Here is a 13,499-nt window from a genome sequence, read left to right on the forward strand (position 1 = left end):
AAAGCACCTCTTAAATGAGCGCTTATTTTGGAATTGCCGCCTTCACTTCTTCAGACAAGTATTTCACCAGCTCATTTACCGTATCGTCATCTCGACCTTCTACCATAACTCGAATTAAAGGCTCGGTTCCAGACGCTCGCAACAAAACACGACCAAGGCCGTTTAAACGTTCATTTGCCACCGCTATCGCTTTCTGCAAAGCCGGCACTTCATTCGGCACGAAACGTTTTTCGACACGGATGTTTTGTAATTTTTGCGGAAACTTGACTAGACCCACCAACAGCTCATCAAGAGTTTTGCCTTCCTCTACCATTGCGCGCAGCACTTGCAAGGCCGCCACAATACCATCACCCGTGGTGGTAATAGAACGACAAACAATGTGTCCAGATGGCTCACCACCCAACACCCAACCATGTTGCTTGAGCTTTTCATTGACGTAACGGTCACCTACCGCAGCACGACTAAACCCAATACCGGTTTCAGAAAATGCCAACTCTAGACCGAAGTTACTCATCAGCGTACCCACAACACCACCACTAAAGCGGCCCGTTTGCATCAAATGATTGGCAATAATATACAAGATATCATCACCATCTCTAACCACACCATGACGGTCCACGAGAATCAGTCGATCACCATCACCGTCTAGTGCAATACCAATGTCCGCTTCTTCCGCTAAGACATTTTTACGCAGCAGTTCAGGCTTAGTAGCTCCACTAAACTCATTAATATTCAAACCATCTGGGTTGGCACCGATGGCAATCACTTCAGCGCCCAACTCACTAAACACACGAGGCGCTACATGATAGGTAGCGCCATCTGCACAATCCACCACAATTTTTAGACCGGTCAACTGCAAGCCAATCGGAAAAGTACCCTTACAGTACTCAATGTAACGACCTGCCGCATCATCTATGCGACGTGCACGACCAATTAGGTGAGACTCAACAACCCCCATAGGCTGATCAAGATAGTGCTCGATACGCTCTTCGATCTCATCCGAGATTTTGCCACCTTCCGCGGAAAAGAATTTAATACCATTATCTGTGTAGGGATTGTGGGAAGCGCTGATCACAATACCTGCACTGGCACGAAACGTTCGTGTTAGGTAGGCAATCGCAGGCGTTGGCATAGGACCTACTAGGCGAACATCTACTCCTGCCGCCACAATCCCTGACTCTAAAGCTGACTCGAACATGTAGCCAGAAATGCGGGTATCCTTACCAATCAAAATTTTCTTATCTTGCTCTTTAAATACTTGCCCAGCAGCCCAACCAAGTTTCAACATAAACTCAGGTGTAATTGGCCCTTTACCCACTGTGCCACGAATCCCATCCGTACCAAAATATTTACGCATCAGTTTTCTCTCTCAATTCGATACATTAGCTCTAGCATTTGCACATGCGCTTTCACATCATGCACTCTAAAAATACGTGCGCCTTTCCCGTAGCAAGCAGCATTTGCCCCCATAGTACCGTAAAGACGTTCATCCACTGGCAAACCCAACACATCACCTATCATGGTTTTGCGGGATACGCCTATTAACACTTCGAATCCTAACTCGCGAAAGTGTTGAGTATGTTTCAACAAACTCAAATTATGCTCTAAGGATTTGCCAAAACCGATACCCGGGTCAAGCAGCAACTGAGAGCGAGCAATACCTGCCGCCTCACAAGCTCCCACACGGGACATGAGATAACGTGTCACTTCATCCACCACAGACACATAATTAGGTTGGTCCTGCATTGTCTGCGGCCCCCCTTTCATATGCATCAAGCAAACGGGCAATTGAGTTTGAGCAGCGGCTTCTAAGGCACCTTCACGCTCCAACGCTCGCACATCGTTAATCAAACCGACACCGAGGGAAGCCCCTTGACGCATCACCTCTGCGCTACTCGTATCGACAGAAACCACAACATCAAAACGTTGCTTAATAGCTTCAATAACAGGAATAACCCGATCTAACTCTTGTTGAAGACTCACTGGGGCAGCACCCGGGCGCGTTGATTCGCCGCCCACATCGATTATGCTGGCACCTTCAAGAATCATCTTTTCTGTGTGTTTTAGGGAAGTATCTAGAGACGAAAAAGACCCGCCATCTGAGAACGAGTCTGGGGTGACATTTAAAATGCCCATAACCTGAGGACGGGACAAGTCGAGTGACTTGCCCCCAAATGACATCAAAGACATATACCTACATCTATACCTAATTATTCACTAACAGGCTTAGAAGCGGGCACTTCGTCATCGCTATCCTGATCTACAACCGGTTCAACCGTTTCTTCAGGTTCAACATTATCTGCCTTTGGACCATTCCCCTTAGGGTCAGTCCAGCCTTCGGGAGCGGAAGGTTTTTTACCATCCATAATCTCCTTAATTTGCTTAGCATCAATTGTTTCGTATTGCATCAAGGCCTCAGCCATCACGTCAAGCTTAGAACGGTTCTCTTCTAAGATGCGCGTCGCTGTCGCATAACAACGAGTAATAATATCCTGTACCTCAGCGTCAATTACCTTACCTGTTTCAGGTGAGAAGTAATTAGCCTTACTACCTGTTGGGCCAGAAATGTAGCCACCACTGTTGTCATCTTCTTCATAAGCAAATGGCCCCAGTTTTTCAGACAAACCCCATTTAGTTACCATGTTACGAGCAATACTGGTTGCACGCTCAATATCATTGGAAGCACCGGTCGAAACACCATCAAAACCATGAATCATTTCTTCGGCAATACGACCGCCATACAAGCTACAAACCTGACTTTCTAGGCCGAGCTTACTGACACTGTATTTGTCTTCTTCTGGCAAATACATAGTGACACCCAAGGCACGGCCACGAGGAATAATGGACACCTTGTAAACTGGATCATGCTCAGGCATTAAGTAACCAATAATGGTGTGACCCGCTTCATGGAAAGCGGTATTAAGTTTCTCTTTCTCACTCATCACCATGGTTTTGCGTTCAGCACCCATGAGGATTTTATCTTTGGCCAACTCAAGCAATTCCATGTTCACCAAACGACGATTTGAGCGAGCAGCAAACAGTGCCGCTTCGTTAATCAAGTTCGCAAGATCGGCACCAGAGAAACCAGGCGTACCACGAGCAATGTTCTTTGGCTCAACATCATCATCACAAGGCACTTTGCGCAAATGCACTTTAAGAATCTGTTCACGACCACGAATATCTGGCAAACCAACCTGTACTTGACGGTCGAAACGACCAGGACGCAATAGTGCTGGGTCCAACACGTCTGGACGGTTGGTAGCGGCGATAACGATAATACCTTCGTTACCTTCAAAACCATCCATTTCAACCAACAATTGGTTCAAAGTTTGCTCACGTTCGTCATTACCGCCGCCCATGCCTGAACCACGATTACGACCTACCGCATCGATCTCATCAATAAAGATGATGCATGGGGCATGCTTTTTAGCTTGTTCAAACATGTCACGGACACGAGACGCACCCACACCCACAAACATTTCAACAAAGTCAGAACCAGAGATGGTAAAGAAAGGCACTTTTGCCTCACCTGCAATGGCTTTAGCCAGCAAGGTTTTACCTGTACCTGGAGGTCCACACATCAAGATACCACGAGGAATCTTGCCGCCTAAACGCTGAAACTTGCTTGGCTCACGAAGGAAATCCACCAATTCTTCGGTGTCTTCTTTGGCTTCATCACAGCCTGCCACATCGGCAAAGGTTGTTTTGATTTGATCTTCTGGCAGCAAACGCGCTTTGGATTTACCAAAAGACATTGGGCCGCCCTTACCACCGCCACCGCCTTGCATTTGGCGCATGAAGAACATAAAAATGGCAAGAATAAGTAAAATAGGAAAACTAGCAACCAGCAATTGCGTCCAAATACTTTGCTGTTCAGGCATACGACCTTCAACAACAACGTTATTATTCAGCAAGTCATCCATAATTTTAGGATCGGCTGCAGCAGGTCGAACCGTATCAAAGGTGTCTCCGCTTGTACGACTACCGCTAATGGTATAGCCATCAACCACTACTTTCGCGATTCGTCCATCTTGCACTTCTTTGACAAATTCAGAATAAGAAATCCGATTCGTTTCAGTCGTTGTATTAAAATTGTTAAACACAGTTAGTAGCACAGCCGCAATAACTAGCCACAACAGTATATTTTTCAGCATATCGTTCAAGAGCACACCTCTTAACGGTTGTATTTAATGTTGCTGGCATTATACCAGAACACCGATCGTTAACCTTTAAATTGTCTTCCTAATAAGTAAACTTCGCGACTACGCGCGCGTGACGCATCTGGTTTTCGTGTCACAACGGAGGCGAATTGTGCTCGCATGGTTTTAAGATATTCATCAAAACCTTCCCCTTGAAACACTTTAACCAAAAAATTACCCCCTGGACGTAGCACTTGTGCCGCCATATCCAGAGCAAGCTCCACCAAATACATGGCCTGTGGCTGATCCGAAGAACTATTACCACTCATATTGGGGGCCATATCTGAAATTACAAGATCTGCTTTTTCATTCCCTATTTCCGCTAGAATAGCTTCGTATACGTCTTGCTCAGTAAAGTCCCCTTGCACGAAGCGAACCCCAGGTAGTGGTGCCATTTCAAGAATATCTGACGCAACCACGGTGCCTTTATCGCCCACCAGTTTGCCTGCGACTTGTGACCACCCCCCCGGTGCGGCCCCTAAGTCTACCACTCGCATGGTTGGACGGAACAATTTATCCTTCTCGTTGATTTCCAGCAACTTATAACTCGCTCGAGAACGATAACCATCCTGCTGGGAGCGTTTGACATATTGATCGTCAAAATGTTCCTTCATCCAATTATTACTACTTTTTGATCTTGCCACGTTTTCATCATACCTAAATCAGTCAATATTCCGCTATAATATCGCTTAACCTCTAAAGCCTCCAATAAAGAGGGTTAACTAATATGAGAAAATTTTACTATGAGCATTACAAACGCCCAAAAAAAGCAATATCGCCTTATTGGCCATGCACTTAATCCAGTGGTAATGGTTGCGGGCAATGGCCTAACAGAATCTGTGTTAACTGAAATTGATCGCGCCCTTGAAGATCACGAACTTATTAAAGTCCGTATCAGCATTGCTGATCGTGACACTCGTAGCGCCTTGATCGCTGAAATCAGCAAAATCATGAAATGCGAAGTGGTGCAAACCATAGGTAAAGTGGCGCTTTTCTACCGAGCAGCACTAGAAGCCAATCCAAAATTGTCTAACCTACTGCGTTAATACCTCCCTAGGGAATAGCTTTTTATCGTCATAAAAAGGCTATTCCTAAATTTTTGCTTCATGGTGCCGATATAAATTCCAGTTATTGCAGGAATGGTCTCATGTTATTCATAGAAGCACTCAACAAACTCAACACACCGCCCCACGACACTCGGCTCAATAGTAGCCTGAGAAAGCGTGCTGTCGTCCGCGATAAAGACTCTGTAGATTTAAGTCAAGACGCCACTCAGGTTAAAGAAATCTACCTCGACAGTAAGGAAGCTCAGCCACTCAGTGCATCACAAAGTATTGTCGCTAACCTTATCGAACATATCCTTTGCTATTTGTTTGAGACTAAAATCAATATTTCCTCACCTCAGGAACTGGGCGTCGAAGAAAAATCTTGGCAAGTATTTTTACAAATTCCACCGTATCACAACTTGCCGCAGAAACCTGCCAGCAACTATCAGGTGCCGCATATACAAAAAAGACCACAAGCCAAATCGTTAATTTTTCACATTCCTGTGAAACCCGCTTATGGCAATACCATTGAAATGACAGTATTAATGTCAACACCACTAGGCTCTCCTGAGAAGCCTGCACTTTTTCATCAATACCCGAAAGAAAACAATCTAAGCCCATTAAAAACCCCTTATACACCGGAGTTTTTAAATGAGCAGAATCGACACTTCCATGTTTTACTCGACCAAGACGGTGAAGCAGACCAATTATCGGATTTACACGCCTACGCCAATCAAAGTCGCCTTTCTGACAGCAACCCTACCAGCAGTGACAGTCATGGATTACGCATTTGGCGCTATAAAGACCAAATATTAACGCCCCTAATTCTTGGCGACAATCGCCTAGGGTTACTCTACATGGGAAATTACTCTCCCCTAGACAGCAGCATGATGAGTCCTGAGGAGAAAAGCCGTCAAGCCAGCCGACTGTATGAAAAAGCTTAAGGCAATAAAAAACCCTTTATGACAAGCATAAAGGGTTTTAAAAGAAAGCCTATTAGTACTAAATACTAAAGCTCGCCCCACAACCACAAGTTGAGGTGGCATTGGGGTTTTGCACCGTAAAGCGCGAACCTTCCAAGTTTTCTTTATAGTCGACTTCAGAGCCAACCAAATACTGGAAGCTTAATGGATCGACCACCAAGGTCACCCCATCGCGTTTTACTTCCGTATCATCTTCTTGATGCTCTTCATCAAACGTAAAGCCGTATTGAAAACCGGAGCAACCACCACCTGTCACATAAACACGTAGCATGAGACGATCGTTTTCTTCTTCCTCAATAAGAGACTGCAACTTAGCCGCAGCCGCCGCTGTAAACTCAATAGGATCTACTGATTCAACCATGCTCATATCATTACCATTACAAGTGTATTCGAATAAATGGATTATCCACTTAACCGAGTATTTTAGTCAAGTATTGATCAGTGCTCACGGGTAGAACGGAAACGCACATCTGGCCACTTCTCTTCTGCCATCATCAAGTTAACTCGCGTTGGAGCAAGGTAAGTTAAGTGACCACCACCATCAATCGCAAGATTGTCACGACACTTATTCTTAAACTCTTCAAATTTCTTCGGATCGTCACACTCAACCCAGCGAGCCGTATTCACATTAACCGCTTCGTAAATACACTCAACCTTGTATTCGTCTTTTAGTCGATATGCTACCACTTCGTACTGAAGCTGACCCACGGCACCCACGATAAGCTCATTATTGCGCTGAGGCATAAACAACTGAGTCGAACCTTCTTCGGAAAGTTGCTGTAAGCCTTTCTGCAAGGCTTTCATTTTCATCGGATCTTTCAAGCGCACACGACGGAACAATTCTGGTGCAAAGTGAGGAATCCCCGTAAATTTTAGATCTTCACCTTCCGTAAAGGTATCACCGATTTGAATTGTGCCATGGTTATGCAAACCAATAATATCGCCAGAGAAGGCTTCCTCGACCCCTTCACGATCACCCGCAGTAAAAGATACTGCGTCAGTCACTTTAATATCTTTACCTAAACGACAATGGCGCATCTTCATGCCACGAGTGTAGGTACCAGAACAAACTCGCATGAAGGCGATACGGTCACGGTGTTTCGGATCCATGTTGGCTTGAATTTTAAACACAAAACCAGAGAATTTTTCCTCTTCCGCTTCAACGGTACGTGTATGAGTACCACGACCAATCGGTGCAGGTGCCCACTCAACGAAGCCATCCAGCATTTCACGAATACCAAAGTTCGACAGCGCCGTACCAAAGAACACCGGTGTTAACTCACCCGCTAAATAAGCCTCTAGCTCGAACTCATGGCTCGCGCCGCGGACCAATTCAATCTCTTCTGCATAAGCTTCCCAGTCATCACCCAGCAGCTCTTTCGCTTCGTCGGACTCTAGACCTTCGATACGAATATCGTCCATTAAGGTGTGGCCACGACCACGAACAAACACATGGATGGTATCGGTATATAGGTTGTATACCCCTTTAAAGAAGTCACTCATGCCGATCGGCCAAGTAATAGGCGCCGCCGCAATTTTCAAGACTTCTTCTACTTCATCCAATAATTCAATTGGATCACGAATATCCCTATCCATCTTGTTAATAAAGGTCAAAATAGGCGTATCACGCAAGCGACAAACATCCATCAACTTAATCGTGCGATCCTCAACACCCTTGGCACCATCGATCACCATCAATACTGAGTCAACCGCTGTCAAAGTACGGTAAGTATCTTCCGAGAAGTCTTCGTGCCCTGGAGTATCCAATAGATTGACAGTGCGATCTCGGTAAGGGAACTGCATCACCGAAGAGGTAATCGAGATCCCACGTTGTTTCTCCATCGCCATCCAGTCCGAGGTAGCATGTTTATCGCCTTTACGGCCTTTTACTGAACCCGCGGTTTGAATAAGCTGACCCAGTAGCAAAAGCTTCTCGGTAATGGTGGTTTTACCCGCATCCGGGTGAGATATGATAGCAAATGTTCTTCTTTTATTGATTTCATTAAGAAATTCTTGGTTCATTTTTTCAATTTCCAATTTTATGTACACCAGTATGTACACAATTTTAATTCATACAAAGCTGTCATAGCTCTGTTTTTAATCATTGGGCGGAATTCTATCAAAACAGCATTATTTTCGCTCATTTTTAATCAGGTCTCATTTTTTAAGTTTTTAATCACTCAAAATAGCTCATAACGGGAAAAACAAGGCTTTCAGCGTTTTTTACACTTATTCTAAGGCGTTTTTAACTGCATTTTATTTCAATTAACTGCAATTCCATTTTTTTGAAAAACGCCTGTTATATGGGCTGTGACGGCTTCTTATTGCAGTTTTAGAATTGCAGAAACAAAAAAAAGCGTAAAGCGCGCAGGTGTGGGGAGGAGTGCTTTTTGGGGGTTGGGAGAGCGGTACGCTGACAAGCTGTAGGCATTAAAAAGGGCGCTATGCGCGCCCTTCCGATTGTTGTTTTGTGTGCTGGTTATTTGAGTAGTGGACTCAGCTTACCCGCTTGTTCCGTGGCTTCCGTGCTTTTCTGGGTATAACTCGCGGTTTGCATTGGAGGTGATGTTGTCCCTGCTCCACCTGGATCACTCCATGTGTATGAGTGGTTGTGTGTTCCTGCAATTTTTGCAAGGTCTGCCACGGTGTTCATTAGGTCGTGTAGTAGGCTATAAATATTCGTTGAATCATCGCCTGCATGATGCTTTGGGGCTATGATTTCAATCAGATTGCCAGCCTTTAATCTCAGCTCTTTTTCTATATCTATTAAGCTGTTCTTACCTTTGGTTTCCCAGTCATCATCTTTGTTTACTTGAGTGTAGGCATTTTCGGATTGCTGCCACCGCTGATCTGTCTCGGCCATATTAGGAAGTTTTAATCCATGGGGCAGTATTGAGCGGATAAACGGATGGGCTGGTGATCCGTAAGCAAAGGCCAATTCAACAATGGTGCCTTTGCTTGGTTTAGACCAAAAGCCTCGCTGTTCACCACCAGATGGTACAGGCAATAAAACATCTTCCATCACTGGAACGTCTTTGTCTTCTTCACCGCCTACTTTTAACAGCTGAACCGATACTGTATATATTGGCTCTTCTTCCGTTACCGTTTGTCCAACCAATGGTTTTTGTATGTCCGTTACTTTTGCCCACATGGGCAGATGCCAGCCACTTTTAAGCTCTGGGTACTTTCGCATTAAAATACGTTCAACTATTTTTTCCACGAAACTACCATCTTCGACTCGATCATGCGCACGCTTTTTAAACGGTTGCCATTTAATAGATAGTTAGGTCTTAAACCCGGTATCGCTAGTATTTCTGCAGTCTGATTTGAACTCTGCTTGTCTAACAAAGCACTAGGAATGGTGACTGGGTTATCTGGCCAATGCCCATCGGACCAAGACCCAACAAAAACCAATCCATCCCGCCGTTGTTGCCAGAGATAATCCTCTATTTCAAACATGCTTCCTAATGATTGCATTAGGTGAAAACCTCCACCGGTATTCACACAGTAAGGAATAGACTTGATTGAATAGTCACTTGAAGGAATGGCAAAACCGATACCCGTTAAAATTTTCACTTCCGACAAGATATCCTTTAAAGTTTTATTTCGAAGCGCAATAGGTGCGCGCATTTCTAAAGCGTTGGATTTTTCACGGCAAAAGATAGACCAAACACCATCACTTACTTTAATAGATCGTTCTATATAGCCATAGAATTGGCTGTGTTGTTTTCCGTTATTAACGCTAAATGAGAAAAGAACCACGCCACTTGGTGTGTCAATGCTATTGATAGTAAAAGAAGCCCGACCAGGTAAGCCTGCATCAAGAACAACATCATGCGAAACTAGGTCTACACGGCTTGAATTTATCTTTAATAGGTACTCATACTTCATCTGTTGCCGAATCCTCTCCGGCTAAATATGTATCTAAATTCGCTACAACCTTTTCAAGCCATGATGGTGTCGTTGTAGAAGCTACAGAAGATTCAGAGATCACTTTTTCATCAGCTGGCGCGGCTTCTGGCTCTTTCTCTTTGATTGTTATCAACTCAACTTTTTCAGCAACAGACTGATACTCCACCAAGACAAACGAAACAGACCAGGCATGATCATCCTCCATCTCTCTTGCCGTTAGACTGTCAGAAAACCTTACCTGACGTACCCCAAACGCTTTAGCAGTTTGGTTTTCAATATTAAAAACTCGTCGGGCACCTGTATCCGAGCCTTTTTCCATACTGAGTTTTTTAATATTGATAAGGTCTGCAGAGTCAGTGTATTTAATGTTTAACGACACCCTTAACCGGCACGCTTTCTCTCCTTCTTCCGCAGTGGCCGTTGAAGAACTTTTACCTGACAAATCAGATTCGGGCAGACTGAATTCACAATCCACCCTCATACCGTAACCCTTAACCTCAGTACGATTTAGGGATAAGACAATCATTTGAAGACTGGCCAGAATTGATCTTCTGTGACATCTATTTCTGTCAAATCGTCACGATTCAGCAACTCAATTAGCGCCTCCCGATTGGCAGCGATCCAAGCTGCACATGCAAATGTATCTTCTTCTCCGTAAACCCCTAAAGAAGCATTAATTTGACCGATCTGATTCCAATGATAGTTTATACGTTTGGTGCATTCCACATTGGCTAAAGCTGTTTGAGCTTCTAGCGTAATAGGGATAATTGGCGCTTCGAGCAACCCACCATCTGGTACTTCTTCACCCAATTCAGTGATTGTGTGTTTTGTGCCATCTTCATCCCAGTACTCAGTGCCAATATTATCGACAACGTAGTGCCAAGAACCGTCTTTAAAATATCGCTGAAATCCCTCTTTTTCTGCGATTAACTCAACATCAGTCGAATAACCAGGTTTCAACCATTTACCGCTGACTGGGTCTTTTTTTGTTTCGATTTGCTCTATAAAAACAGGGTAAGTAGCCCCTAATTTGAATGTACTTAATTTCATATTTTGAGACTCCTAAAGTCGGGTTTTACCGTAATAAGCAATGGAACGTGGGCGATTTTCATATAAACCTGGTAGGGAGTTAGAGTCGGCTGGAGTAAGGTCATTAACACCTTTATAACCAGAATTCCCCGATAAATCATACTGCCCATCATCCCCTCCAAATTCACCCACTCTAAAAATAACCCCTCTAGGCACTGTAGTTAAGTCTTCCTGCCAACTACCAAAAATTCGCCCATCATCCACACCTCGCCCATCGTCGAACATACGGATAAACTCACCTCCAACCATAGGCAAGGTGAATGTATTCTCACCATCACCATCACCATAATAACCACCATACATAATCGGGTCGGCATCTTTTGTGGCTTGATCAATGTAATTGCTTGATGCATTAACAATAGCGAATGCAATTGGATGATCGGAACGACTTAAAGAAGAGCCATCCAACGCATATTCACCCGGGCGCAAAATATCAACGGTGTCCGTATACAACTTAGCTATATCTAAAACATTACTACCGAGTTTTGGGTTAATCTGCTCAGCAATATAAAACGCTCCGCCGATATATCTAATAGTCAGCAATGCGGTTTCAAATACTTGTGTGTCACTACTAATACCAGACAATGTAACTGCGGCTAGATCATCAACTTTTATCGTCATGCTGGACGATGTATTTGTTGCTGAAACAATGAATGAAAACTCGTCAAAGTCGCTTAATTCTGTAACTGGCGTTTCACCATCTTTAGTCGTTAGAATGAGATTGTTAGCATCACCAGAGACAGTAAAAAGTCTTTTCCGACTGGCATTTTTATCAACAATCGACTTCAGGTCTTTTAAGTAAGTAATAATCCTCTCATCACTCACACCACCCGCCACATCAATTGTTGCAAGTTTTGTTAAGTAATGAGCAACACCATTCCCATCGATATAATCTTCAAATGGCCCCGTATCGATAACGAATTCACCCACGGCGGTCATGTCTGAAATATCACCCTGCAGACTGACGTTTAACCAAATTTCATTAGATAATGTACTTGTCGTGATTTCTTGTGCTTCTGTATTTTTGATGCGGATACCACCAACATAACCCACGCCAGCGGCGACACTATACATTCCCGCTGATCCGGCAACCTTCCAGCCATCACCCAAGAAACCTTCATGACCATAAATATCGAAGTTAGCCAGGCGCTCACGCTCATCAATCCCACTTAGCCGTGCAGTAAAGTCAATCTGCCAAGTTTCTGCAGGTACCGTTATTGACGTTGTTTGTTGAATACCGGTATAGGCCAATAGAAAATTACGCGTAATAGTGTTACCAGGCACACCGCCATCGTTTTTACGCTTTTTAATTGTCGGTATGTAGGAGACAGCAATAAGCACTCCCTCATCATCGACCATTCCCACCCAGTTAAAATCATAGTCACCAATATCAGACCCCATTACCAGCGAGTAAACCACTTGGTTTGTGCTGACATAGCCCGATTTCGTGACGTTCAACTGATCGGAAATATACTCAGCATCTGGAATACTTTCTATTCTTGTCGCTGGCTCTTCGCCCAAATTCTCAATGTTAGCCAACACAAATGTGGCTATATTTAATGTTTGGTTGTCGCCTTGTTTTTTTGCTATTTGACGTTCGCCATCAATGGTTATAAAAGCCATATTTTTTCTCTCTAAATCCAGTTAATGCACTTAAACTGTCGCTATATCCAAATTCCATGAATGCCCAATCTCGTTGCTTTTTATTGCCGAACTTATAGCCCATGGTTCTTTTGGCTCACTCGCTACATCTAAAGCCCACGAGTGCCCCACTTCAAACACGCCCACTGTCATATCGATTGGCGTTAGAACTGTTAATTCATAGCGGCGGCAAGTTCGCCCGTACTGCTGAATGATGTAACCAAGCAGATCGATGTTTTCAGAAATCTGGGAATCAGAAAGACGTAGTGTAATAACATCCCAGTTTTCTGAGTCTTCACGCTCCAGAACCTCCAGATAACCAATTCCTAGTCGTTCAAAAATGGCGATAAAGCCCTCTTTTGAACCAGCATCCATTGCGTTTTGCTCAGCAAAAGCTACTCGTTTTCTAAACAAATCATCAGGCTCATTTTCTAAACGAGTCACGTCTTTTTGATAAGCGTGATATTTGAGCAACGCAACCGCGCAAGTCCTCGCGTCCATTTGGTTTAGAGGTGTTTTCAACCACGCCTCTGTTTTATCCCACCAGTCATCAAAAGCCGCTTTTATCTTGCTGGCGTGAATGCCACGTTTCATCCAAGCGGGCAAGGAGTAACGATCCGCCATACCTG

14 protein-coding genes are annotated in these 13,499 nt (G+C 44.2%); 2 read left to right on the forward strand and 12 right to left on the reverse strand.

The features are described 5' to 3' along the window. Nucleotides 1-22: 22 nt before the first annotated feature. Genes glmM through rlmE form a run of 4 tightly spaced genes read right to left on the reverse strand, consistent with a single transcriptional unit; the run spans nucleotide 23 to nucleotide 4,843 of the window. Nucleotides 23-1,357: a phosphoglucosamine mutase gene (gene glmM / locus ABJF92_RS12820; RefSeq protein WP_445975395.1), complete on the reverse strand. Its 1,335-nt coding sequence runs from the start codon at nucleotides 1,355-1,357 to the stop codon at nucleotides 23-25. Next, nucleotides 1,357-2,190, reverse strand: coding sequence for a dihydropteroate synthase (gene folP / locus ABJF92_RS12825; RefSeq protein ID WP_446816176.1), 834 nt, complete (start codon nucleotides 2,188-2,190; stop codon nucleotides 1,357-1,359). The genes glmM and folP overlap by 1 nt, the downstream gene beginning before the upstream one ends. A gap of 20 nt (nucleotides 2,191-2,210) precedes the next feature. Beyond that, the gene (gene ftsH / locus ABJF92_RS12830; RefSeq protein ID WP_446816177.1) at nucleotides 2,211-4,163 is read right to left on the reverse strand and encodes an ATP-dependent zinc metalloprotease FtsH; all 1,953 of its coding nucleotides are present in this window, start codon (nucleotides 4,161-4,163) and stop codon (nucleotides 2,211-2,213) included. Between the two features lie 59 nt (nucleotides 4,164-4,222). Beyond that, entirely contained in the window at nucleotides 4,223-4,843 is a 621-nt protein-coding gene (rlmE, locus tag ABJF92_RS12835) for a 23S rRNA (uridine(2552)-2'-O)-methyltransferase RlmE (RefSeq protein WP_446816178.1), read from the reverse strand. 99 nt (nucleotides 4,844-4,942) lie between these two features. Between rlmE and ABJF92_RS12840 the strand changes: the two genes are divergently transcribed. Both ABJF92_RS12840 and ABJF92_RS12845 read left to right on the forward strand, forming a co-directional pair. Further along, nucleotides 4,943-5,245, forward strand: coding sequence for a YhbY family RNA-binding protein (locus ABJF92_RS12840; protein ID WP_445975399.1), 303 nt, complete (start codon nucleotides 4,943-4,945; stop codon nucleotides 5,243-5,245). Nucleotides 5,246-5,346: 101 nt separating this feature from the next. Continuing rightward, nucleotides 5,347-6,189: a hypothetical protein gene (locus tag ABJF92_RS12845; RefSeq protein WP_446816179.1), complete on the forward strand. Its 843-nt coding sequence runs from the start codon at nucleotides 5,347-5,349 to the stop codon at nucleotides 6,187-6,189. A gap of 58 nt (nucleotides 6,190-6,247) precedes the next feature. Here ABJF92_RS12845 and erpA read toward each other — a convergent pair whose 3' ends face one another. The 8 genes from erpA to ABJF92_RS12885 form a co-directional block, all read right to left on the reverse strand. Then, the gene (gene erpA, locus ABJF92_RS12850) at nucleotides 6,248-6,595 is read right to left on the reverse strand and encodes an iron-sulfur cluster insertion protein ErpA (protein ID WP_446816180.1); all 348 of its coding nucleotides are present in this window, start codon (nucleotides 6,593-6,595) and stop codon (nucleotides 6,248-6,250) included. A 71-nt stretch (nucleotides 6,596-6,666) separates the two neighbouring features. After that, nucleotides 6,667-8,250 carry a peptide chain release factor 3 gene (locus ABJF92_RS12855; RefSeq protein WP_446816181.1) on the reverse strand — a complete coding sequence of 528 codons (1,584 nt, stop codon included), beginning with the start codon at nucleotides 8,248-8,250 and terminating at the stop codon, nucleotides 6,667-6,669. A gap of 457 nt (nucleotides 8,251-8,707) precedes the next feature. Continuing rightward, the gene (locus tag ABJF92_RS12860; protein WP_446816182.1) at nucleotides 8,708-9,448 is read right to left on the reverse strand and encodes a hypothetical protein; all 741 of its coding nucleotides are present in this window, start codon (nucleotides 9,446-9,448) and stop codon (nucleotides 8,708-8,710) included. Further along, nucleotides 9,436-10,119, reverse strand: a complete 684-nt coding sequence (locus tag ABJF92_RS12865) for a hypothetical protein (protein WP_446816183.1) — start codon at nucleotides 10,117-10,119, stop codon at nucleotides 9,436-9,438. Before ABJF92_RS12865 ends, ABJF92_RS12860 begins: the two co-directional genes overlap by 13 nt. Beyond that, a complete protein-coding gene (locus ABJF92_RS12870) occupies nucleotides 10,109-10,666 on the reverse strand; it encodes a baseplate complex protein (RefSeq protein ID WP_446816184.1) in 558 nt (185 codons plus the stop codon). Before ABJF92_RS12870 ends, ABJF92_RS12865 begins: the two co-directional genes overlap by 11 nt. Further along, on the reverse strand, nucleotides 10,663-11,190 hold the full coding sequence (locus ABJF92_RS12875) for a hypothetical protein (protein WP_446816185.1): 528 nt from the start codon (nucleotides 11,188-11,190) through the stop codon (nucleotides 10,663-10,665). The genes ABJF92_RS12870 and ABJF92_RS12875 overlap by 4 nt, the downstream gene beginning before the upstream one ends. A gap of 12 nt (nucleotides 11,191-11,202) precedes the next feature. After that, nucleotides 11,203-12,852 (reverse strand): phage tail-collar fiber domain-containing protein, encoded by a 1,650-nt coding sequence (locus tag ABJF92_RS12880; protein WP_446816186.1) that lies wholly within the window; start codon nucleotides 12,850-12,852, stop codon nucleotides 11,203-11,205. 30 nt (nucleotides 12,853-12,882) lie between these two features. After that, entirely contained in the window at nucleotides 12,883-13,494 is a 612-nt protein-coding gene (locus ABJF92_RS12885; RefSeq protein ID WP_446816187.1) for a phage tail protein, read from the reverse strand. Between the last annotated feature and the right edge of the window lie 5 nt (nucleotides 13,495-13,499).

The sequence above is a fragment of the Marinomonas sp. genome (assembly GCF_039940335.1).
Taxonomy (GTDB): domain Bacteria; phylum Pseudomonadota; class Gammaproteobacteria; order Pseudomonadales; family Marinomonadaceae; genus Marinomonas.